Source organism: Microbacterium sp., assembly GCF_035687345.1.
Lineage (GTDB): Bacteria > Actinomycetota > Actinomycetes > Actinomycetales > Microbacteriaceae > Microbacterium.
Map to the genome: position 1 here is coordinate 1 of NZ_DASRXZ010000128.1, position 20,523 is coordinate 20,523.

Here is a 20,523-nt window from a genome sequence, read left to right on the forward strand (position 1 = left end):
CTTCTGGGTCAACGAGGGCGAGGTCGTCGCGCTCGTGGGCGACAACGGCGCGGGCAAGTCGACGCTCGTGAAGGTGCTGGCGGGGGTGCATCCGCCGGATGCCGGAACCATCGAGTTCGACGGCGACGAGGTCACGATCTCGAGCCCCGCCGACGCGCAGGAGCTCGGCATCGCGACCGTCTTCCAGGACCTCGCGCTGTGCGACAACCTCGACGTCGTCGCGAACCTGTGGCTCGGCCGCGAGCTCGTGAGCGAGGGCAAGCTCGACGAGGTCGACATGGAGCAGCGCACGTGGGCGCTGCTGCGCGAGCTCGCCGCGAAGATCCCGTCGGTGCGCATTCCCGTCGCCTCACTCTCGGGCGGGCAGCGCCAGACGGTCGCGATCGCGCGCTCGCTCATCGGCGAGCCGCGCGTCGTGATCCTCGACGAGCCGACCGCGGCCCTCGGCGTGGCGCAGACGGCCGAGGTGCTCAACCTCATCGAGCGACTGCGCGAACGCGGTCACGGCGTCGTGCTCATCAGCCACAACATGGCCGAGGTCATGGCGGTCGCCGACCGCATCGTGGTGCTGCGGCTCGGTCGCAACAACGGCGAGTACAACGCGGCGGATGTCACGAGCGAGACGCTCATCGCCGCGATCACGGGCGCGATCGACAACACCGGCGCCCGCCGCACGCCCACAGGGCGCATTCCGCCCGCGCCGGCGGAAAGGACCGACGACCGTCCGGACGCCGACGTCATCCCGCTGACCTCGCGCGAACCGCGTCGCGGACGGCGACGGGGCGGCGCGTCGTGACGGGCGAGGCGATCGACGCCACGGGGGTGCGCGGCTCTGCCGAGCGCCTGTGGGCGCGCATCCGCGGCGGCGATCTGGGGCCGCTCCCGGTCATCGTCGGACTCGTCGTCATCTGGACGGTGTTCCAGGCGGTGAATCCGGTGTTCCTGTCGAGCCGCAACCTCGTCGACCTCACGATGCAATGCGCGTCGATCGGCATCATCTCGCTCGGGGTCGTCGTCGTGCTGCTGCTCGGCGAGATCGACCTGTCGGTCGGGTCGGTCTCGGGGCTGGCAGCCGCAATCCTCGCGGTCGGGTTCGTGCAGCTGCGCTGGCCGCTGATCGTCGCCATCGTGGCGGCGGTGGCGACCGGATGCCTCGTGGGCCTCCTCTACGGCTGGCTGCACGCTCGCTTCGGGCTGCCGAGTTTCGTGGTGACGCTCGCGGGGCTCCTCGGGTTCCTCGGGCTGCAGCTGTGGGTCCTCGGCGAGACGGGTTCGATCAACCTGCCGTTCGACTCGTGGATCGTGGAGTTCGCGCAGCAGTGGTTCCTGCCGGCGTGGGCCTCGTACGTGGTGGTCGTCCTCTCGGTCGCCGCGTACGCGTGGTCGCTCATCCGGCGTGCGCGCCGCCGTGCGGCGGCGAACCTCGAGAGTCAGAGCTACCGCGAGATCGCGCTGCGCGCGGGCGCCCTCCTCGTGGTCCTCCTCGCGGCCGCGTGGTACCTCAACCTCGCGCGCGGCGTCTCGGTGATGTTCCTGTTCTTCGTCGCCCTCGTCGTGGCGATGCACATCGTGCTCACGCGCACGCGATGGGGACGCGCCGTCTACGCGGTGGGCGGCTCGGTCGAGGCGGCGCGGCGCGCCGGCATCCGGGTCGACCGCATCTACCTGTCGGTGTTCGCGCTGTGCTCGAGCCTCGCGGCCGTGGGCGGCATCCTCGCCGCCGCACGCTTGGCCGCGGCGAACCAGAGCTCGGGTGGCGGCGACACCAACCTCAACGCGATCGCGGCGGCGATCATCGGGGGCGCGTCGCTGTTCGGAGGACGCGGCACCGCGTTCGCCGCGCTGCTCGGCGTCATCGTGATCCAGTCGATCTCGTCGGGTCTCACGCTCCTGAGCCTGAACTCGTCGGTGCAGTTCATGGTGACCGGCGCAGTGCTCGTGCTGGCGGTCATCGTCGACTCGATCTCGCGTCGCACGCGGGCCGCGACGGGCCGCGCCTGAACCCATGAGCCCCGCATCCGCCATCGAATCGTTTCGTTTCTGAATTCACGCGCCGAACGCCGTTCGCCGGTTGCAAAAGCGTTATGTTCAAGACTTGACGCCAAGGGGTCGGCCCGGAAGTATCGACCCAGCGCGAACTGCACCAACCTCGCGATCGCGAATTCAACGACGAAAGGCGAATGATGAAGAAGTCATCACTCCTCGCCGCAGCCGCTCTCAGCGGCGCGGCGGCCTTGCTGCTCACGGCGTGTGCCGGCAGCGGCGGAGGCACCCCCACGGATGGCGGCGACGGCGGCGGCGACGCCGCGGGCCGTGCGTGCGTGATCCTGCCCGACGCCGCGTCGTCGCCCCGCTGGGAGAACTTCGACCGCAAGTACCTCCAGGAGGGTCTGGAAGGGGCCGGGTTCGAGGTCGACATCCAGAACGCGCAGGGCGACGTCAACAAGTTCTCCACGATCGCCGACCAGCAGCTCACGCAGGGCTGCGGCGTGATGCTGCTCGTCGACTACCAGGGCGCCGCCGAGGCCGTGGCCGCCAAGGCCAAGGCCGAGGGCATCCCGGTCATCGCCTACGACCGTCCGTTCGCCGGGGCCGACTACTACGTGTCGTTCGACAACGTCGAGGTCGGCCGCCTGCAGGGTCAGACGGTGCTCAACGGCCTCGAGGCCGCGGGCGTCGACCCCGCCGAGGCCGTCGTGGTCTACATCGGCGGCGACCCGACCGACGGCAACGCCAAGATGTTCCACGACGGCGCCGACGAGGTGCTGTCGGAGGCGGGCATCACGCCGGCCGCCGAGCCGCCCGGGGCATGGGACCAGGCCAAGTCGCAGACCAACTTCGAGCAGGCCCTCACGAGCCTGAACGGCGTTGTCCACGGCGTCTGGGCGGCGAACGACACGAACGCCGCGGGTGTCATCAAGGTCCTCCAGGACAACAACCTCCAGGGCGTGGCCGTGTCCGGCCAGGACGCGAACGTCGCGGGTCTGCAGAACATCCTCCTCGGATGGCAGACCGCCACGGTCTACAAGCCCGTCAAGGACGAGGCCGAGGCCGCCGTCGAGGTCGCGATCGCTCTGCTGAGCGGCGAGACGGTCGAGACCGAAGCCGAGCTCGAGGACGGCACGCCGTACGTCCAGGTGACGCCGCTGCTCGTCGGCCCGAACGAGGTCAAGGACGTCATCGCCGCGGGCGACGCAGCGTACGACGACGTCTGCACGCCCGACGTCATGGCGGCCTGTGAAGAGTTCGGAGTCACGCCGTAACGTAACGGTCAGAAGCCGCGGGGGCGTCGCGTCAACGAGGCGCGGCGCCCCTCGCGCGCTGAGTCCGACACCGCAAGGAAGCGAGTATGTCCCAGACCCTCACCGCGACTGAGCCGATCATCGAACTGATCGGCGTCAAGAAATCGTTCGGCCCCGTCAACGTCCTCAAGGGGGTCGATCTCAAGGTCTACCCCGGCAAGGTCACCGCCCTCGTCGGCGACAACGGTGCCGGAAAGTCCACGCTCATCAAGGGCCTCGCCGGCGTCCAGCCGTACGACGAGGGCGAGGTGCGCATCGACGGCGAGCACCGCGATCTGCACACCCCCCGCGCCGCCGCCGAACTCGGCATCGAGGTCGTGTACCAGGACCTCGCACTGTGCGACAACCTCGACATCGTGCAGAACATGTTCCTCGGACGCGAGGAGCTCTCGTTCGGCACCTTCGACGAGGGTGTCATGGAGCGCGAGGCATCCGACACCTTGCGATCGCTCTCCGTCCGCACGGTCAAGTCGGTGCGCCAGAAGGTGTCTTCGCTCTCGGGCGGTCAGCGTCAGACCGTCGCGATCGCACGCGCCGTGCTGAAGAAGGCGCGCGTCGTGATCCTCGACGAGCCGACCGCGGCCCTCGGCGTCGCGCAGACCGAGCAGGTGCTCAACCTCGTGCGCCGCCTCTCGGACCAGGGCGTGGCCGTGATCCTCATCAGCCACAACCTGGCCGACGTCTTCGCCGTCGCCGACGACATCGCCGTGCTGTATCTCGGGCAGATGGTCGCCCAGGTGCCGACGAGCGAGACGACGCGCGACGAGGTCGTCGGGTACATCACCGGCACGAAGACCATGGGAGGCGTCGACATCATCGAGACGTCGAGCATCAACACCGAAGGGGACGTGTGATGAGCAGCAACGCGACTCGTACTGAAGCCGCGCCGGATCCCGTCGCCGCGGACCTCATCGGAAGCGGCGTCGAGGGCGGCCTCGGCGATCAGGTGCAGGCATGGTGGCAGCGCGTGCGCAGCGGCGACATGGGCGCCCTTCCGGCCGTCGCCGGACTCCTCGTGCTCGGCGTCCTCTTCTCGTTCCTGAGCCCGTTCTTCCTCACCGAGCGCAACTTCGCGAACCTGCTGAACCAGGCGGCGACGCTCGTCGTGCTCGGCATGGCGCTCGTGTTCGTGCTGCTGCTGGGAGAGATCGACCTGTCGGCCGGCGTCACGGGCGGCGTCGGCATGGCGCTGTTCGTCGTGCTCAACGCCGTCGTGGGCATCGCGTGGCCGCTCGCGCTCATCATCGGGTTCGGCTTCGGGTTCCTCACCGGCGCCTTCATAGGCTTCTTCGTCGCGAGAGTCGGGATTCCATCCTTCGTCGTGACATTGGGCCTGTTCCTCGGCTTCCAGGGACTCGCGCTCGTCATCATCGGCCCCGGCGGCCTGTACCGCCTGCAGGTCCCTGAGCTCATCGCCATCCAGAACGGCAACCTGCCGGTATGGGGCGGGTGGCTCATGCTCGCGATCATGCTCGCGATCTCGGCCGGCACGTCGTTCTGGGACCGCGCGCGCCGCACGCGCGCGGGAGTGCCGAACCGCGCGATCTCGCTCGTGTGGATCAAGCTCGCGAGCATCGCGATCATCGGCGGCATCGTCGTGTACGTGCTCAACCAGAACCGCGGCCAGTCCGTCGTCGAGGTGTCGGGCGTGCCGATCGTCGTCCCCCTCGTGCTGGCGATCCTGTGGATCGGCACGTTCGTGCTCGACCGCACGAGGTTCGGCCGCTACATCTACGCGATCGGCGGCAATGCCGAGGCGGCTCGCCGCTCCGGCGTCAAAGTGCGCTGGATCAAGTGGTGGGCGTTCGTCATCTGTTCGAGCCTCGCGGTGCTCTCTGCGCTCCTGAGCGTCGCGCGCGTGGGCTCGGTCGACGCAACGGTGGGTCGTGACATCGTCCTGTCGGGTGTGGCGGCGGCGGTCGTCGGCGGCGTCAGCCTCTTCGGCGGGCGCGGACGCCTCATGCACGCGGCCATCGGCGCGCTCGTGATCGCGACGATCACGAACGGTCTCGCGCTGCTGCGCCTCCCGGCGGGCGTCAACCTCCTCGTCACGGGCGGCGTGCTGATCCTGGCCGCGACCGTCGACGCGGTCTCGCGTCTGCGGTCGGGCGGAGCGCGAACCTAGCCCGGGCCTCCGCGCGCGCTCCGCGACAGGCGTCGGTCGACTCGACCGGCGCCTGTCGCATCTCTGCGGCGCCCTTCGCAGGCGTCATCACTCGGCGACCGCGAGCACCTCGTCGACCCATGCGGGCACGAGCACGCTCGCAGGCCCCTTGCGTGCGACGTCGAACGGGATGAGCCCGTCGGTCGCCTCCAGGTTGAGCTCGACCGTTCGCGCGCCGAACGCCGAGGCGAGCGCCGCGTACCCGGCGGCGGGGTACACGCTCCCCGACGTCCCGATCGAGACGAACACATCGCACGCGACGACCGCCCGCTCGATGCGGTCGAGGTCGTACGGCATCTCGCCGAACCACACGACGTCGGGTCGCAGCGCCCGTTCCCCGCACGCGGGGCACGGCGGCCGATGGAGGAGGTCCTCGCGCCACTCCGGCCGCGCTCCGCATTCGGTGCACAGCGCGCGGTTGAGCTCGCCGTGCATGTGCACGAGGTTCCGGGTTCCCGCACGCTCGTGCAGGTCGTCGACGTTCTGGGTCACCACGAGCACGTCGTCGCCGAGCGCTCCTTCGAGGCGCGCGAGGGCGCGATGAGCGGCATTGGGCTCGACGGATGCGGCGGCCCGCCGCCGCGCGTCGTAGAACGCCTGCACCGTGTCGGGGTCTCGCTCGAACGCCTCCGGAGTCGCGACGTCTTCGACACGGTGGCCCTCCCACAGTCCCCCGGCGTCCCGGAACGTCGGAACTCCGCTCTCGGCCGAGATGCCGGCACCGGTGAGCACGACGATGCGCATGGGCTCCATTGTCGCGCGCGCCACCGCCCCTCGCCCGGCCGCCGCCGCGGCCCCGCCGCCCCCGCGGCCCCGCCACCCGCGCGGCCCCGGCGCCCGCGCGCCCCTCGCCCGGATCAGGACATCTGGCGCACACAGGACGATCGGCGTCGCTTTCGCCTGCATCCGCCAGATGTCCTGATCTCGGAAGCCGCCGGCACGAAAGCGACGGCGAACCGACGGATGCTCCGTGCACGCCCCACTCAGCGGGTCCGGTTGCGCGACGCCCCCTTCCGTGTGGTTGCCTGATTCTCGATGAGCGACATCGGGCTGCGATCCGAACGCGGGCCCATCCTGCTCGCGCTCATGCTGTCGATGTTCCTCATCGCGATCGACTCGACGATCCTCTCGACCGCGGTGCCGACGATCGTGCGCGACCTGGGCGGGTTCGCGCAGTTCCCCTGGCTTTTCTCGATCTATCTGCTCGCGCAGGCGGCGACGGTCCCGGTGTACGCGAAGCTCGCCGACACGTTCGGGCGCAAGCCCATCATGCTCGTCGGCGTCGGCGTCTTCCTCGTGGGCTCGGTGCTGTGTGCGACGGCGTGGGACATGCCGACGCTCATCGCCTTCCGAGGCCTCCAGGGCATCGGCGCGGGCGCGATCATGCCGACGGTCCTCACGATCGCGGGTGACATCTACACGGTCCGCGAACGCGCCCGCGCGCAGGCGTACCTGTCGAGCGTGTGGGCGATCTCAGCGGTTGTGGGGCCGACTCTCGGTGGTGTGCTCGCGCAGTTCGCGTCGTGGCGGTGGATCTTCTGGATCAACCTGCCCCTCGGTCTGTTCGCGCTCTTCCTGCTGTGGCGCAACTACCGTCCCGCGTTCGAACGCCACCGCCGACGCATCGACTACGCGGGCGCGGTGCTGCTGACGGCCGCGCTCGTGCTGCTCGTGCTCGGCGTGCTCGAGGGGGGCGTCGACTGGGATTGGCTGTCTTGGCAGTCGTTCGCCGTGCTCGGCGGCGGATTCGCGCTGCTCATCGCGTTCGTGCTCGTCGAGCGAAGCGCCGACGATCCGATCCTCGCCCCGTGGGTCTTCCGCAGTCGCCTCGTGAGCGCGACCGCGCTCGTCGGGCTGCTCATCGGCGTCGTGCTCATCGGCCTCGTCTCGTACACGCCGACGTTCCTCGAGGCGACGACGGGCGCGTCGCCGATCGTGGCGGGGCTCGCGGTCGCGGGCCTCATGATCGGGTGGCCCATCAGCGGAGCGCTCGCGGGGAACGTGTACCTCCGGATCGGGTTCCGCTCGACGACACTCGTCGGCTCGAGCATCGTGATCGCGGGCGCCGTGTGGCTCGCGGGCTTCGCGTTCACCCCGTCGGCCCTGCTGACGGGCGTCGGATGCTTCATCGTCGGCTTCGGGCTCGGATTCGTCGCGAACCCGTCGCTCATCGCCGCCCAGTCCTCCGTCGAGCTGCGTCAGCGCGGCGTCGTGTCGGGCACCAACGCCCTCGCGCGCTCCATCGGCAGTTCGCTCGGAGTGGCGGTGTTCGGCGCGGTCGCGAACAGCCTCATCGACGATCGCGGCGGTCACGAGACCGCGGCCGCCGTGCAGGCGGGTGCAATCGGGGTGTACATCGGCGTCGCGATCGTGTCGGTCGCGATGCTCTTCGCGTGCATGGCCATCCCGCACGTGCCCATCCACGAGGAGCGGGCGCGCTGACCTCGCCGCGGGGGCTCATCCGGGTCAGCGCAGCAGCGAGCGCAGCGTCTGGATCGTGTCGGCCTCGGTCGGGTTCTTGTCCGGCCGGTACGCCTTGACGCGCGCGAAGCGCAGCGCGATCCCGCCCGGGTAGCGCGGCGACCTCTGGACGCCGTCGATCGCGATCTCGACGACGGTGACCGGATGCACGTGCACCGCGTACGCCGAGCGATGCGTCTCGATCGTCGGGAAGTACTCCGTCTGCCACCGCAGCAGTTCGTCGGTGAGTCCCTTGAAGGTCTTGCCGACCATGACGAACCCGCCCTCGGGCCCGAACTCCCCCTCAGGGTCGTACGCACCGAGGTGCAGATTCGACAGCTGCCCCGTGCGTCTGCCGGACCCCCACTCGACGGCGAGCACGACGAGGTCGTAGGTGAGCACGGGTTTGACTTTGATCCAGCTCTTGCCGCGGCGGCCGGCCGCATACGGCGAGTCGATGGCCTTCACGACGACGCCCTCGTGGCCGGCGGCGAGCGCCTCGCGCGAGAGCTCGTCGGCCGCCGCCGGATCGGCGGTGACGGTGCCGGGGATCCGCCACCGCCCCGCGACCTGCTCGAGCACCCTCTGCCGATCGACGAGAGGCTCGTCGATGAGGTCGCGGCCGTCCGCGTGCAGCACGTCGAAGAACCACGGGCGCAGCACGAACTGCGGCGCCGTCTCGGAGCCGAACCGCGCCATCGTGTCTTGGAAGAGCCGCGGCCCTCCGTCCTCGTCGAGCGAGAGCGTCTCGCCGTCGAGGATGAGCCGCTCGGCGGGCAGCGACCGCACCGTCTCGACGATCTCGGGCACGCGGTGCGTGATGTCGGCGAGGTTGCGCGTGAACACGCGCACGTCGTCGCCGTCACGGTGCACCTGGATGCGGGCGCCGTCGAGCTTGTATTCGACGGATGCCTCACCCACCGTCTCAACGGCTTCGGCCGCCGACGCCGCGGTGGAGGCGAGCATCGGCAGCACGGGGCGTCCGACGCGCAGCCCGACCGCGTCGAGGGCGGCGGGCGGCTCGGCGAGGGCGATGCGGGCGGTCTCGCCGAGATCGCCCGCCAGCATCGCGGCCCGTCGCACGGCCGCCGCAGGACGATCCGACGCCTTCGCAATCGCATCGAGGAGCACTCCCTCGAGCGCTCCCGTGCGCAGCTCACCGAGCACGACCCGCACGAGCAAGTCCCACTCGCGCTCGGTCGCCCGCCGCGCGAGCGCCTCGAGGGCATCGCGCCGCGCGGCGACCGAGCCCGCTCCGGCGGTCCTCGCGAGCGTCTCGAATGCGGCGTCGACATCGCGCACCGTGAGCGTCGGCCCGGTGGCGTGCTCGACCGCGAGGTTCGCGAACCCACGCCATCCGACGCCCAGTCGCCCCTGGCGGGGACTCGCCGTCAGCAAGCCCACCGCGATGGGCAGCTCGTCGGGCGTCAGCCCGCCCAGAAGCGTCGCGAGTGCGTCGATCTTGGCGAGTCGCGAGCGCGTCGCGGCGACCGCGTCGACGGTGTCGACCACCTGGGACAGCAGCATCCCCGCATTCTCGCACCGCCGTCCGACACGGTCGGCGCTCACCGCGCGCTCCCCGGGATCACGCGATCAGCCGCGCCACCTCGCCGACGTTTCGGAAGTAGGCCGCGAGGTCGGGCTCCTCGCGCGGCGGCAGCAACACGATGTCGTCGATCCCGGCGTCGGCGAAGCGAGCGATCTCGGCCGCGACCTCATCCGGCGCGCCCGCGAGCACCGCGGCACGCGGATCCGAGCCCGGCGAGATCTCCTCCACCTCGGCGGCGGCGCGGGCTGCGGCGTCCGGCTCGAATGCGGCGACGACGTACGCCGCGACGTCGAACCGGTCATCGCGCCCCGCTTCGGCGTGACCTGCTCGCACCGCCTCGACCGAGCGCGCGATCGCATCGGGCGCGTACCCGCTGTTGAGGAGCACGCCGTCGGCGACGGCTCCCGCGAGCCGCAGCGTCTTCGGCCCCTCGGCGGCGCAGTACACGCGCGGCGCGGCGGCGGGCGGCCAGTCGAGCCGCACGTGGTCGAGCGTCACATAGCGCCCGTCCACCGTGACCTCTTCGCCGGCGAGCAGTGCGCGCAGCGCGGGCACGTACTCTCGCATGAGCGTCAGCGGCGACGCGGCCCGCGCGCCGACCTGCGCCATCCACGGCAGCACGCCGTGCCCGACGCCCGGCAGAAGCCGCCCCGGGCACATGCGCTCGATCGTCGCTATCTCCATCGCGGTCGCCGCGACGTTGCGCAACGGCATGGGCGCGATGCCGATCCCGATGCGCAGCCGCTCCGTCCACGCGAGAGCGGCGGATGCCGTCGCGAACGCCGACTGGCGGAAGCAGTCCTCCCAGATCCAGAGCTCGGGAACGCCCGCCTCCTCGGCGGCTTCGACCGCGGCGCGGAAGGCTTCGGGCGGGTTCGGGTACGGACTGAAGATGGCGCCGACGCGGGTCATGCGGCTACTCTGCCGCCGATCGCCGACATCCGCGACATCGCCGGATGCGGGGGTCACCCCCCGGTCGATTCGGGGGCTGGCGGCATCGCCCCGGCCGCACGCCGGTCCTAGCTTGAGCGCATGAGCGTGCACAACGGGGTCGCGACCACGACCCGACCCGCCTCGACCGGCCCCTCACCGAGCCCCGGTCGACTCGGCACCCGCATCGGATGGACCTGGGTGCTGCTCTCGTCACTCGCGATCGTCGCCTACGCGGTGGTCCCGTACCTCACAGCCGCACTCTCCGATCTCGCCGAGACAGGTGGAGGAACCGCGGGTCTCGCGGACCACTACGCGACCCAGTCCCCCGTCGTCGTCGGCGGCTTCTACGCGCACATCGTCGGCGGAGGCGTCGCGCTCGCACTGATGCCGCTGCAGTTCGTGCGGATGCTGCGCGAACGCGCTCCGAAGGTGCACCGCTGGATCGGCCGCGTCGCGCTCGTCGGCCTCGCGGTCGGCGCCGTCGGAGCCCTCGTCATCGCGCCGTTCAACTCCGCGGGTCTCGTGGGCCTCTTCGGGTTCGGCGGGCTGGGAATGGTGTGGCTGTACGCCGGATGGCGCGCGTACCGCGCGATCCGGCGCGGCGACGTCGCGAACCACCGCGCGTGGATGATGCGCACCTTCGCCGTCACCTACAGCGCGGTGACGCTGCGGCTCTGGCTGTTCGCCCTCATCTTCGCGCAGATCCCGTTCGCCGGCCCTGACGGCTTCGACTTCGAGGCGGCGTTCGACAACGCCTACGGTGTGGTGCCGTTCCTGGCGTGGATCCCCAACCTCCTCGTCGCCGAGTGGCTCATCCGCCGCCGCGGACTGCCCTCGTACCGGATCGCGCCGCCCAACGCCCGAGAGTCGGTTCGGGCACCTTGTCAGACGCTCGACGCCGCCGTCTCGATGAACCGCGTGTAGGCCGCGACGTCGTCTTCCGCGACGATCGCGCGCAACACGACCTCGTCGACGGCCGATCGGTATTCGCGGATGCCGCGCCCGAAGTCGTCCGGGCGCAGGACGGTCGCACCCGGCGCGATTCCGAGGCGCTCGAAGTTCGCCCGGTACTGCGGGAACGCCCCGTAGCGCCCCGCCTCCTCCTCGAGCCGCTGCACGGCATCGGGGTCGAGCGCCGCACGGACATACAGCGAGGCCTGCGCGGCCGGACCGGCGGCGTGCGCCTCGGCCGCCTGCGCCTTCGCGGCTTCGGGAGTGAGCCAGCTCAGCAGCACGCCGTCCGCCTCCGCGGCGCCGAGGCGGCGCATCCGTGGCCCCAGCGCCCCGATGAGCACGCGCGCCGACGTCACCTCGCGCAGTCGCCGCACAGACTCGCGCATGAGCGCGAGCACGCCGGAGCGCGCTGCGCCCGACCCGATGCCCAGCACGAGCCGGTCCTGCGGGAGCGCACGCACCGCGTCGGCGATCGACTCGGGCGGGCGGCGGTCCATCGGCACGACGCCGGTCGCGAGAGTGAGCCGGTCGGTGACGGCTGCCGCCGCCGCGAGCGCCGCGAGCGCGTCGGCGCCCGGAGTGTCGTTGACCCAGAGGGCGTGGAACCCCGCCGATTCCACGGCGGGGGCGATCGCGGCGATCGTGTCGGGGCCGAGGGCCGCGGCGACGCCGATCGAGACGAGAGCTTCAGGCATGCTTCGAGCATGCCCCGGATGCGGCAAGCCCCGCCACCCGGGGCGGGGGCGGCCTCACCCCGCGGACGACGGCGCCCACTCGAAGCCGTCAGGGTCGGTGAACGATCCGCCGTCGGAGTGGATGAGCAAGCGGTGCGAACCCGTTCCCGCGGGATCGACGTCGACCGACTTCGCGAGCGCACGCCGCTTGTAGAGGCCGAGACCGATGCGGCTCGAGGGCAGCGCGAAGTCGACGTAGCTGCCGAAGCCCTTCGCGACCGACAGACCGCGTGCGGTGTAGAACTTCTTGCTCGCCGAGACGTCGTCGGCCCCGAGCAGCAGCACGATGCTCTCGAACTCGCGCGTCGCCGGTGCGGAGTCCTTCTTCGTCGAGCTCGCGAGGTTCCAGATGGCGCCGTCCGGCGCCTGCACGACTCCGCCGAAGCCCCAAAGCGACTTCTCGGTCGGCTTCACGACCGTCGCCCCGGCCGCGACGGCGGCGTCGAAGAGCGCCTGCACGTTCGCCGGCTGAGCCGTGACGAGCGACAGTGTGAAGCCGCGGAATCCGCCCGTCTCCGACTGCGCCGCGCGGGTGCGCACCTGCGAGTCGAGGCCGAATGCGGTCCGGTAGAACGCGGCAGCCGCTTCGGGGTCGGGCGCTTCGAGAGTCACCGCATCGATGGAGGTGATGGTCGTGCTGTCCGTCGTGTTCATACCGGCGACGCTACGCGGGTGGCTCGTCGCACACTTCTCGATTCCTGCTCGATGTGCAAGATCGTCCGGATGCGACGAAGGCCGCCACCCGGAGTGGGTGGCGGCCTCGTTCCGCTGCGAGCGGGAACCTGTGTCGGACGGCCTTACGCGGCCTGCGGCACCGCCGTGTCCGACGTCACGGAGAGTTGATCGCCCGCCACGTCGACCGTCACGGACCCGCCGTCGACGAGCGCGCCCGTCACGAACAGGTCGGCGACGCGGTCGTCGACCTCGCGCTGGATCAGGCGCCGGAGCGGGCGGGCGCCGTACTCGGGCTCGTACCCGTGCTCGGCGAGCCAGTCCACCGCGGCATCCGTCACGTCGATCGTGACCTCGCGACGCGCGAGGCGGTCGGCGGTCGCGCGGATCATGAGCGCCACGATCTCGCGCAGCTGCTCGCGGTCGAGCTTGCGGAACAGCACGATCTCATCGATGCGGTTGAGGAACTCGGGTCGCATCGACTCGCGGAGCTTCGCGAACACGCGGTCGCGCAGATCCTTCTCGGAGCCGAACCCGGTCTCACCGCCGCCGTCGGCGACGAACCCGATCGCGCCGGCGCGCGACGCGAGGAACTCGCTGCCGAGGTTGGACGTCATGACCACGACCGTGTTGCGGAAGTCGACCGTGCGCCCCTGACCGTCGGTCAGGCGCCCGTCGTCGAGCACCTGCAGGAGCAGGTTGAACACGTCGGGGTGCGCCTTCTCGATCTCGTCGAACAGGATGATCGAGTACGGGTTGCGACGCACGCGCTCGGTGAGCTGACCGGCCTCGTCGTAGCCGACGTACCCCGGAGGGGCGCCGACCAGGCGCGACACCGTGTGGCGCTCGCCGAACTCGCTCATGTCGAAGCGGATCACGGCGCCCTCGTCGTCGAACAGCGATGCCGCGAGGGCCTTTGCCAGCTCGGTCTTACCGACGCCGGTGGGGCCGAGGAACAGGAACGATCCGACCGGACGACGCGCGTCGCCCATGCCCGTGCGGTTGCGGCGCACGGCCTTCGCGACGGCGGCGACGGCCTCGTCCTGCCCGATGACCCGCTCGTGCAGCTCGGCCTCGAGGTTCGCCAGGCGCTCGCGCTCGGTCTCGGTGAGTCGGCTCACGGGGATCCCGGTCGCACGGCTGATCACAGCGGCGATCTCGGCCTCGTCGACGACAGCCTCGAGACCACCGCCGCCGGTCGTCGTCGCCTCCTCGATCTTGGCCTGCACCGCCGCGATCTCATCGCGGATGCGCGAGGCCTCCTCGTAGTGCTCCGCCGAGACGGCCGCGTTCTTGTCGGCCTCGAGCGCCGCCAGACGCTCCATGAGCTCCGACACGTCGACCTTGGCGCCGAGGCGCAGACGCAGCCGTGCGCCCGCCTGGTCGATGAGGTCGATCGCCTTGTCTGGCAGTACGCGCTCGGTGAGGTACCGGTCGCTCAGCTCGACGGCGGCGCGCAGCGCCTCGTCGGTGTAGGTGACGGCGTGGTGCTCCTCGTACGCGGGCTTGAGGCCGTGCAGGATCAGCACCGCATCCTCGATCGAGGGCTCGCCGACCTTCACGGGCTGGAAGCGGCGCTCCAGCGCGGGATCCTTCTCGATCACGCGGTACTCCTTGAGCGTGGTCGCACCCACGAGGTGCAGCTCGCCGCGCGCGAGGCGGGGCTTGAGGATGTTGCCCGCGTCCATCGCGCCCTCGCCGCCTGCGCCTGCGCCGACGACCGTGTGCACCTCGTCGACGAACACGATCAACTCGCCCTTGAGCGAGGCGATCTCGTCCATCGTCTTGGTGAGGCGCTCCTCGAAGTCGCCGCGGAACCGCGTGCCGGCGAGCATCGCCGGAAGGTCGAGCGCGATGACGCGCTTGCCGCGCAGCTGCTCGGGCACGGCATCCGCCACGATCGCGGCCGCGAGGCCCTCGACGATCGCGGTCTTGCCGACGCCCGCCTCGCCGATCAACACCGGGTTGTTCTTGGTGCGTCGGCTGAGGATCTCGATGGTCTGCTCGATCTCATCGGCACGGCCGATGACCGGGTCGAGCTCGCCCGCCGCGGCGAGCGCGGTGAGGTCGGTGCCGTACTTGTCGAGCATGGGCGTCTCGGATGCCTCATCCTCCTGCTCGTCGCCGGCAGGCGCGCCGTTCGGGGCGACCGTCTCGCGGACGCCCTGCGTGAGGGCCTCGGCCGTCACGCCGGCGTCGGCCAGCACGCGGCCGGCCGGAGTGTCCTGCGCGAGGACGAGGGCGAAGAAGAGGTGCTCGGGGTCGACGTACGTCGAGCCGGACGAACGGGCGACCTGGAACGCGTGGAACAGCGCGCGCTGAACGGACGGAGTCACGACGGCGCCGTCGACGTCGGCCGGGGCCCCGGCGGCGGGAAGTCGGTCGTCCGCAGCGCGAGCGATCGCGCGCGGGTCTGCGCCGATGCGCTCGACGGCGTCGCGCGCGGGAGACTCCCCCACGATCACGCGCAGCACGTGCAGAGCGTCCAACTCACGCTGACCGCGCGAGAGCGCGTACTGACCCGCGCGCTGCAGGATCTCCTGCGTGCGTGCGCTCAAGAAGCGGCTGAGGTCGATCGACCGCTCCGCGCGTGCCCGCTCACCCGCGAGGTACCGCGCGAGGAACTCGTCGAACGAGCCGCCGGTGGGAGTGGTGTCTTCAGGCATTAATCGGTCTCCTGGACTTGAGTCTTGCGCTGTCAAGTTTACAAACTTGAGCAGATTCGTATCAAGTTCAACGCGCTCCCGCCCTCGGTATTCCCGACCACGCGAAACAGCGCTGAGATGCCGGACGCTCGGCGCAGCGACGCCGCACCGGGAAGAATCCCTTCCGACGCGAGGAGGGGTGTCAGAGCCCGGCGCCCACGAGCGCCTCGCCGAGCGGAGTGCGCAGGTGCAGCACGCGATGTCCATCGCGCCGGCTAGCGATGAGACCGGCGACGCGCAGCACTGTAAGGTGGTGCGACGCGGTCGAGAGTGCGAGCCCCGCGTCGGCGGCGATCTGCGATGTCGTACGCGACTCGTGCGCCGTGAGCAGGATGCCGGCGCGCGCCGGTCCGAGAAGCGCCGCGAGCGCATCGTCGCGGGCCGTGGCATCCGCCGCCCACCTCTCTGTCACGCCCTGCGCCGGATAGAAGAGCGTCGGCTGCGCGGGCGGTTCGGTCAGCACCGCGCAACCCTGCTGGGCGAACACCGACGGCACGAGGACGATGCCGGATCCGCGGCAGTCGAGCACTTCGGAATGGAATCCGAGCTCGACGCGCAATCCGCCCGCGCTCCAGTCGACCGTGCGATGGAGCCCTCCGACCATGCTCGCGAGCCCCTCGGTCGCGACGCGACGCGAACGGACGGCGATGTCGGCACGCAGCATGCGCTCGAGCTGCGGCCACACCGGCTCGAGAAGCGCCGTCCACAGTTCGAGCCACGCGTCGGCGATCATCGCGCGGGCGCGCGGGATGTTGTCGAGCATCGCCTCGACGGCCCGCCGCCGCGACCCCTCCGAGCGCACCGCGACCTTTCCGAGGTCGACGCGCATGAGCTCGTCGGGTACGTCCCGCAGGCGTTCGGCCTCATCGGCGGGCTCGAGGTCCCATGTCGGCGTCGTCGTGAGGAAGTCGGGGAAGTATCCGCGCTCGCGCACGAGCACCGCGAAGAGCTCGAACGCTTCGCGCGGCACCTTCGAGCGAACGCTGCGCAACCAGCCCCATTGCAGCGGATGCTCCGCCGGCCGCTGCAGCACCCGCACGGCGTGGCACAGCTCGTGCCTCGGCGACACCCCGAAGCGGATCGCCGAGATGTCATCGGCGGCCAGCCGGAACACGACGAAGTTTCGACTCACATCGAAAGACTACGGTGGCGGATGCCGCGGCGGCAGTCTCTACACATCGAAACCACCGCAAGGAATCGAGACATCAGATGAACGCCGCAGAGATCACCATGTCCCCCGCGATGCACGCACCCGCCGGCACCGAGGAGATCATCCCCGCCGAGGCCCTGCGCGTCGGCACGAGGCGCACGCGCCGGTTCGTCGGCCGCGATCACGGCGCCGGCATCTCGTACTTCTTCGTCGACAACGAGCCCGGCGAAGGCCCCGGCCTGCACTGGCACCCCTACACCGAGACGTGGGTCGTGTTGGCCGGCACCGCCGAGATCACGATCGGCGACCGCAAGCTGATCGCCCGAGAGGGCGACACGGTCACGGGCCCGGCCGGTGTGTGGCACCGCTTCGAGAACGTGGGCGAGGACCGCCTGCGCGTGCTCTGCATCCACGCATCCGACGTCATCATCCAGACCTGGGCCGAAGAAGAGTAAGCCCGCACCACCCCCGGCACCACTCACACACCACGGAGGAACCCATGTCATTCCAGGCCTACCTCGACACGATCGAGAAGAAGACCGGGCTCACGCCCCGCCAGCTCGTCGACATCGCCACCGAGAAGGGCTTCGGCCCCGACTCGAAGGCGACGCCGATCATCGAGTGGCTCGCGGCCGACTACGGCCTCGGTCGCGGGCACGCGATGGCGCTCGTGCACGTCATCACGAAGGGCCCGCAGATCCCCACGAAGCACGTCGGCACCGACGGAGTCCACCGCGACGAGTCCGACACGCTGTGGCTCGACGGTGCCGCGACGAATCCGAATCGCAACTAACGCGAGCGCGGAGACGTGAAGAGGGGGCGGATGCCGCGGCATCCGCCCCTCTTCGTCTGTTGTCATCCCGGACTCACACGGCGCGCAGCAGCGCCTCGGCGGGCACGTCGCGGAATGTGAGCAGGAACGTGCGCTCGGGCCGGGTGCGGGCGCGGTGGATGACCTGCAGCGCCCGCTGGAACGTGGGGCTCGCGTTCACCGTCACGACGCGCTCGACGTCGGCGTTGAGGAGCTGCTTGACCAGTTCGTCCAGGGCGGGGGTGTTGTGGCGGAGGACACTGCCCGCGTCCAGCGCGATATCGGTGTCGTTGATGCCGGCCGCCAGCCGGCGGGCCGTGGCTCGCCCGAAGAACTCTCGGGGCAGGGTGATGACGTGGGCCATGGTGTCACTCCTTTCACGTGGTGTGCGGTTGCGGACGGTGCTCGCGGTGAGCGAGTCGTGACCGGGACGGGAATCGAACCCGCGTCGTACCTGCGGTGAAAGCGCAGTCGCCCCTACCAGCAGAGCAACCCGGCCGAGTCGGTGATCGTGACCCCAGCGGGACTCGAACCCGCGCTGCTGCCGTGAGAGGGCAGTGTCCTGACCGCTAGACGATGGGGCCCGAAGTGACAGCGTGGCGCGCCCGCTCTCACGCGTGGAGATGGCCGCTCGTCGAGAGCGGATGGCCCGATCAGGACGGCCCGATCCTCGTGAGAGACGGTGCGCGCCGACTGCCGTCGAGGGGTGAGTCCTCGGAGGACTCCTCCCATTATCGACAATGCGATGCGGCGGTCGAATATTCCGGCGACCGCACGTACGAGTCGCCTGCCCCCTTGCCGAAGCCTGATCGCAGGGCCATGCTGAGGAATTGGTCGATCAGCCGACTCGCCTCGGCAAGCCGACTCGCGGCCTTCCGCCCATCGCAGACCACGGGCAACGGAGGTTGACATGAGTGCCGATCGGAAATTCCCGGACGGGTTCACGTGGGGTGTCGCGACATCCGCTTATCAGATCGAGGGGGCGTGGAACGAGGACGGCAAAGGCGTCTCGAGACTTCTACAACCGGCTCGTCGACGAGCTTCTCGCCGCCGGGATCGAGCCGTTCGCGACCCTCTACCACTGGGATCTCCCCCAGACGCTGGAGGACGCGCACGGCGGCTGGCGGAGCAAGGAGACCGCCAAGGCGTTCGCCGACTACGCCGGCTTCGTCGCCGAGCAGCTCGGCGACCGCGTGAGGCACTACTTCACCATCAACGAATTCGCCTCATTCGTCGAAGCCGGCTACCAGGGCGTCGATGTGCAGGTCGGCGGCGGCAAGACGATCCACCTCGGCGCCGCACCGGCCGTATCCGTTTCGGATGCCGAGCTCAAGCAGGTGCGCCATCATGCCGTTCTCGGCTACGGGCTCGCGGTCCAGGCGATCCGCGCGCAAGGTCCGGAAGGCACGAAGGTCGGCTTCGCCGAGAACATCCGCGTCGCGGTTCCGGTCCTCGACACACCCGAGCACGTGCGGGCCGCCGAAGCCGCCACCCGCGAGCGCAACGCCGGATTCATGACCGTCATGATGGAGGGCCGCTACACCGACGACTACCTCGCATCGGCGGGCGGCACGACCCCGACCTTCACCGATGACGAGCTCGCCATCATCGCCTCACCCCTGGACTTCGTCGGCATCAACGTCTACAGGCCCGGCTGGTACATCGAACCCGCCGACGAAGCGCCCGGCTACCGCGACGTCCCCATCAACGCGTCGCATCCGAAGATGCTGTCGAGCTGGCACGTGTTCGACCCCGAAGTCCTGTATTGGGCACCGCGTCACATGCAGTCCATCTGGGGCGCGCAATCCATCTACATCACAGAGAACGGATGCGCCGCCTCCGACGTCCTCACCGCGGACGGGCGCGTCTACGACTCCGACCGTGTGATGTTCCTGCGCGCGTACCTCACGCAGCTGCAACGGGCGACCTCGGAAGGCATTCCCGTACACGGCTACTTCCACTGGTCCGCGCAGGACAATCTCGAGTGGATGGACGGCTTCGGCAACCGCTTCGGACTCATCTACGTCGACTTCGAAACCCTCGAGCGCACGCCCAAGCTCAGCGCCGATTGGTTCAGAGAGGCCGTGAGAAGGAACGCGGTCGTCTAGACCCGGCGCCTACCGTTCGTCAGTGTCGGCCGCCCGGAGGGCCGATGATCAGCAGCGCGACGTAGAGGGCGATGACGGCGAGGGCGATGAGGACCGCCAGCACCCATGGCCGGCGCAGGAACCACCGCAGCCATCGGTCATGCCAGCGAGCGTCTCGCGGGTCGGCGGTCTCCTCGAGGCGCCACTCCCCTACGAGACGGCCCGTGCGCTGCAGCCAGATCTCGGTGGGAATCGTCGCGTACGGGATGATCGCGCTCACGATGGCCACCGCTGCGGGCCAGGGGCGCCACCTGTTGTTCATCGCGACGAGGACCGCGGTCGCACCGTACGAGAGGAACACGAATCCGTGGATGCCGCCGCCGATCGTGGCCGCGATCGGCAGATCGGCGAACGCCCGGAGCAGCAGGCCGACGATGAGGAGCGTCCACGAGACGGCTTCGAGGATCGCCAGGGTCCGGAACAGGCGGAGCGGCGTGCGGAACATTCCTTCAGCCTAACTGAAGGATTCCGCGCTCCCGTCCGCAGCGTGCGGCGACAGCTCTTCGTGTGCATTTTCCAGCACCTCTGCCAGCCGCGGAGCCTCCATCTCGAACTGCCTGTCCAGGCGTGCGAGGCGAGATTCGGCATCCGCGAGTGCCGCTTCGCCGCGAGCCGTCGCCCGAAGGTCGGATGCGGCACCGGCATGTGCCGTGGCATCCTGCACCAATCCCTCATCCTGCAGAGCACGCACGGCTGTATGAGCCGTCTGCACGGTGATGTGCGAGAGGCGCGCGAGCTCCGAGAACGAGATCCCGGGTGACGCGTGGATGTGTGCGAGGAGCCCGTACTTGCGGGTGCTGAGCCCCAGGTCTTTGAGCACCGCCGACAGACGCGCCTCCCACACGCTGGAGACCGTGAGGAGCGCGAGCACGGGACTGGAGGTGGGGCGCTCGGGCATGACGCTTCATGCTAACCATCCACTCCGGCCCGCGAGGCCATCGG

20 protein-coding genes, 2 tRNA genes and 1 pseudogene are annotated in these 20,523 nt (G+C 70.1%); 11 read left to right on the forward strand and 12 right to left on the reverse strand.

Annotated elements, in window-relative coordinates; genetic code table 11:
• The 5 genes from VFF97_RS14920 to VFF97_RS14940 form a co-directional block, all read left to right on the forward strand.
• Positions 1 to 796 (forward strand): ATP-binding cassette domain-containing protein (locus VFF97_RS14920; protein WP_325034287.1); only part of this gene is annotated, 796 nt, incomplete at its 5' end.
• A complete protein-coding gene (locus VFF97_RS14925) occupies positions 793 to 2,001 on the forward strand; it encodes a sugar ABC transporter permease (protein ID WP_325034288.1) in 1,209 nt (402 codons plus the stop codon). The genes VFF97_RS14920 and VFF97_RS14925, both read left to right, overlap by 4 nt.
• A gap of 182 nt (positions 2,002 to 2,183) precedes the next feature.
• On the forward strand, positions 2,184 to 3,263 hold the full coding sequence (locus VFF97_RS14930; protein ID WP_325034289.1) for a substrate-binding domain-containing protein: 1,080 nt from the start codon (positions 2,184 to 2,186) through the stop codon (positions 3,261 to 3,263).
• Positions 3,264 to 3,349: 86 nt separating this feature from the next.
• Entirely contained in the window at positions 3,350 to 4,156 is an 807-nt protein-coding gene (locus tag VFF97_RS14935) for an ATP-binding cassette domain-containing protein (RefSeq protein ID WP_325034290.1), read from the forward strand.
• Positions 4,156 to 5,427: a sugar ABC transporter permease gene (locus VFF97_RS14940; RefSeq protein WP_325034291.1), complete on the forward strand. Its 1,272-nt coding sequence runs from the start codon at positions 4,156 to 4,158 to the stop codon at positions 5,425 to 5,427. The genes VFF97_RS14935 and VFF97_RS14940 overlap by 1 nt, the downstream gene beginning before the upstream one ends.
• 87 nt (positions 5,428 to 5,514) lie before the next feature.
• Here VFF97_RS14940 and VFF97_RS14945 read toward each other — a convergent pair whose 3' ends face one another.
• Positions 5,515 to 6,210, reverse strand: a complete 696-nt coding sequence (locus VFF97_RS14945; RefSeq protein WP_325034292.1) for an NAD-dependent deacylase — start codon at positions 6,208 to 6,210, stop codon at positions 5,515 to 5,517.
• Between the two features lie 291 nt (positions 6,211 to 6,501).
• On the opposite strand from VFF97_RS14945, the gene VFF97_RS14950 reads away from it, so the two are divergent.
• The gene (locus VFF97_RS14950; protein ID WP_325034293.1) at positions 6,502 to 7,908 is read left to right on the forward strand and encodes an MDR family MFS transporter; all 1,407 of its coding nucleotides are present in this window, start codon (positions 6,502 to 6,504) and stop codon (positions 7,906 to 7,908) included.
• A 24-nt stretch (positions 7,909 to 7,932) separates the two neighbouring features.
• Here VFF97_RS14950 and VFF97_RS14955 read toward each other — a convergent pair whose 3' ends face one another.
• Positions 7,933 to 9,453 carry an ATP-dependent DNA ligase gene (locus VFF97_RS14955; RefSeq protein WP_325034294.1) on the reverse strand — a complete coding sequence of 507 codons (1,521 nt, stop codon included), beginning with the start codon at positions 9,451 to 9,453 and terminating at the stop codon, positions 7,933 to 7,935.
• Positions 9,454 to 9,511: 58 nt separating this feature from the next.
• A complete protein-coding gene (locus VFF97_RS14960; protein ID WP_325034295.1) occupies positions 9,512 to 10,387 on the reverse strand; it encodes an LLM class flavin-dependent oxidoreductase in 876 nt (291 codons plus the stop codon).
• 120 nt (positions 10,388 to 10,507) lie between these two features.
• Here VFF97_RS14960 and VFF97_RS14965 point away from each other — a divergent pair, with 120 nt between their 5' ends.
• Positions 10,508 to 11,332, forward strand: coding sequence for a DUF2306 domain-containing protein (locus VFF97_RS14965; RefSeq protein ID WP_325034296.1), 825 nt, complete (start codon positions 10,508 to 10,510; stop codon positions 11,330 to 11,332).
• Here VFF97_RS14965 and VFF97_RS14970 read toward each other — a convergent pair.
• The 4 genes from VFF97_RS14970 to VFF97_RS14985 form a co-directional block, all read right to left on the reverse strand.
• Positions 11,293 to 12,057: an LLM class flavin-dependent oxidoreductase gene (locus VFF97_RS14970; RefSeq protein WP_325034297.1), complete on the reverse strand. Its 765-nt coding sequence runs from the start codon at positions 12,055 to 12,057 to the stop codon at positions 11,293 to 11,295. The genes VFF97_RS14965 and VFF97_RS14970 overlap by 40 nt on opposite strands.
• Before the next feature lie 54 nt (positions 12,058 to 12,111).
• Complete coding sequence (locus VFF97_RS14975) at positions 12,112 to 12,750, reverse strand: VOC family protein (RefSeq protein ID WP_325034298.1); 639 nt, start codon at positions 12,748 to 12,750, stop codon at positions 12,112 to 12,114.
• Between the two features lie 143 nt (positions 12,751 to 12,893).
• On the reverse strand, positions 12,894 to 15,434 hold the full coding sequence (locus VFF97_RS14980; protein ID WP_325034299.1) for an ATP-dependent Clp protease ATP-binding subunit: 2,541 nt from the start codon (positions 15,432 to 15,434) through the stop codon (positions 12,894 to 12,896).
• 181 nt (positions 15,435 to 15,615) lie between these two features.
• On the reverse strand, positions 15,616 to 16,605 hold the full coding sequence (locus tag VFF97_RS14985; protein ID WP_325034300.1) for an ArsR/SmtB family transcription factor: 990 nt from the start codon (positions 16,603 to 16,605) through the stop codon (positions 15,616 to 15,618).
• A 77-nt stretch (positions 16,606 to 16,682) separates the two neighbouring features.
• On the opposite strand from VFF97_RS14985, the gene VFF97_RS14990 reads away from it, so the two are divergent.
• Both VFF97_RS14990 and VFF97_RS14995 read left to right on the forward strand, forming a co-directional pair.
• Positions 16,683 to 17,078 (forward strand): cupin domain-containing protein, encoded by a 396-nt coding sequence (locus tag VFF97_RS14990; RefSeq protein WP_325034301.1) that lies wholly within the window; start codon positions 16,683 to 16,685, stop codon positions 17,076 to 17,078.
• A gap of 44 nt (positions 17,079 to 17,122) precedes the next feature.
• Positions 17,123 to 17,416, forward strand: a complete 294-nt coding sequence (locus VFF97_RS14995; protein ID WP_325034302.1) for a DUF4287 domain-containing protein — start codon at positions 17,123 to 17,125, stop codon at positions 17,414 to 17,416.
• 73 nt (positions 17,417 to 17,489) lie between these two features.
• On the opposite strand, the gene VFF97_RS15000 is transcribed toward VFF97_RS14995, so the two are convergent.
• From VFF97_RS15000 to VFF97_RS15010, 3 genes are all read right to left on the reverse strand, one after another.
• Positions 17,490 to 17,798, reverse strand: a complete 309-nt coding sequence (locus VFF97_RS15000) for a hypothetical protein (RefSeq protein ID WP_325034303.1) — start codon at positions 17,796 to 17,798, stop codon at positions 17,490 to 17,492.
• 58 nt (positions 17,799 to 17,856) lie between these two features.
• Positions 17,857 to 17,933 (reverse strand) — tRNA-Glu (locus VFF97_RS15005).
• 13 nt (positions 17,934 to 17,946) lie between these two features.
• Positions 17,947 to 18,018, reverse strand: a tRNA-Glu gene (locus tag VFF97_RS15010).
• A 326-nt stretch (positions 18,019 to 18,344) separates the two neighbouring features.
• Here VFF97_RS15010 and VFF97_RS16750 point away from each other — a divergent pair.
• A pseudogene (locus VFF97_RS16750) lies at positions 18,345 to 18,402 on the forward strand (hypothetical protein); the annotation flags it as partial.
• Positions 18,385 to 19,542, forward strand: coding sequence for a family 1 glycosylhydrolase (locus VFF97_RS15015; protein ID WP_325034304.1), 1,158 nt, complete (start codon positions 18,385 to 18,387; stop codon positions 19,540 to 19,542). The pseudogene VFF97_RS16750 and the gene VFF97_RS15015, both read left to right, overlap by 18 nt.
• A 19-nt stretch (positions 19,543 to 19,561) precedes the next feature.
• Here VFF97_RS15015 and VFF97_RS15020 read toward each other — a convergent pair whose 3' ends face one another.
• Both VFF97_RS15020 and VFF97_RS15025 read right to left on the reverse strand, forming a co-directional pair.
• The gene (locus tag VFF97_RS15020; RefSeq protein WP_325034305.1) at positions 19,562 to 20,026 is read right to left on the reverse strand and encodes a DUF3817 domain-containing protein; all 465 of its coding nucleotides are present in this window, start codon (positions 20,024 to 20,026) and stop codon (positions 19,562 to 19,564) included.
• A gap of 9 nt (positions 20,027 to 20,035) precedes the next feature.
• Positions 20,036 to 20,479: a MarR family transcriptional regulator gene (locus tag VFF97_RS15025; RefSeq protein ID WP_325034306.1), complete on the reverse strand. Its 444-nt coding sequence runs from the start codon at positions 20,477 to 20,479 to the stop codon at positions 20,036 to 20,038.
• Positions 20,480 to 20,523 lie beyond the last annotated feature (44 nt).

Excerpts from the sequence above, each read along its gene's own strand:
- VFF97_RS14930 (WP_325034289.1), top strand. The coding sequence starts at position 2,184 with ATGAAGAAGTCATCACTCCTCGCCGCAGCCGCTCTCAGCGGCGCGGCG.
- VFF97_RS14935 (WP_325034290.1), top strand. The coding sequence starts at position 3,350 with ATGTCCCAGACCCTCACCGCGACTGAGCCGATCATCGAACTGATCGGC.
- VFF97_RS14940 (WP_325034291.1), top strand. The coding sequence starts at position 4,156 with ATGAGCAGCAACGCGACTCGTACTGAAGCCGCGCCGGATCCCGTCGCC.
- VFF97_RS14945 (WP_325034292.1), bottom strand. The coding sequence starts at position 6,210 with ATGCGCATCGTCGTGCTCACCGGTGCCGGCATCTCGGCCGAGAGCGGA.
- VFF97_RS14950 (WP_325034293.1), top strand. The coding sequence starts at position 6,502 with ATGAGCGACATCGGGCTGCGATCCGAACGCGGGCCCATCCTGCTCGCG.
- VFF97_RS14955 (WP_325034294.1), bottom strand. The coding sequence starts at position 9,453 with ATGCTGCTGTCCCAGGTGGTCGACACCGTCGACGCGGTCGCCGCGACG.
- VFF97_RS14960 (WP_325034295.1), bottom strand. The coding sequence starts at position 10,387 with ATGACCCGCGTCGGCGCCATCTTCAGTCCGTACCCGAACCCGCCCGAA.
- VFF97_RS14965 (WP_325034296.1), top strand. The coding sequence starts at position 10,508 with ATGAGCGTGCACAACGGGGTCGCGACCACGACCCGACCCGCCTCGACC.
- VFF97_RS14970 (WP_325034297.1), bottom strand. The coding sequence starts at position 12,057 with ATGCCTGAAGCTCTCGTCTCGATCGGCGTCGCCGCGGCCCTCGGCCCC.
- VFF97_RS14975 (WP_325034298.1), bottom strand. The coding sequence starts at position 12,750 with ATGAACACGACGGACAGCACGACCATCACCTCCATCGATGCGGTGACT.
- VFF97_RS14980 (WP_325034299.1), bottom strand. The coding sequence starts at position 15,434 with ATGCCTGAAGACACCACTCCCACCGGCGGCTCGTTCGACGAGTTCCTC.
- VFF97_RS14990 (WP_325034301.1), top strand. The coding sequence starts at position 16,683 with ATGAACGCCGCAGAGATCACCATGTCCCCCGCGATGCACGCACCCGCC.
- VFF97_RS14995 (WP_325034302.1), top strand. The coding sequence starts at position 17,123 with ATGTCATTCCAGGCCTACCTCGACACGATCGAGAAGAAGACCGGGCTC.
- VFF97_RS15000 (WP_325034303.1), bottom strand. The coding sequence starts at position 17,798 with ATGGCCCACGTCATCACCCTGCCCCGAGAGTTCTTCGGGCGAGCCACG.
- VFF97_RS15020 (WP_325034305.1), bottom strand. The coding sequence starts at position 20,026 with ATGTTCCGCACGCCGCTCCGCCTGTTCCGGACCCTGGCGATCCTCGAA.
- VFF97_RS15025 (WP_325034306.1), bottom strand. The coding sequence starts at position 20,479 with ATGCCCGAGCGCCCCACCTCCAGTCCCGTGCTCGCGCTCCTCACGGTC.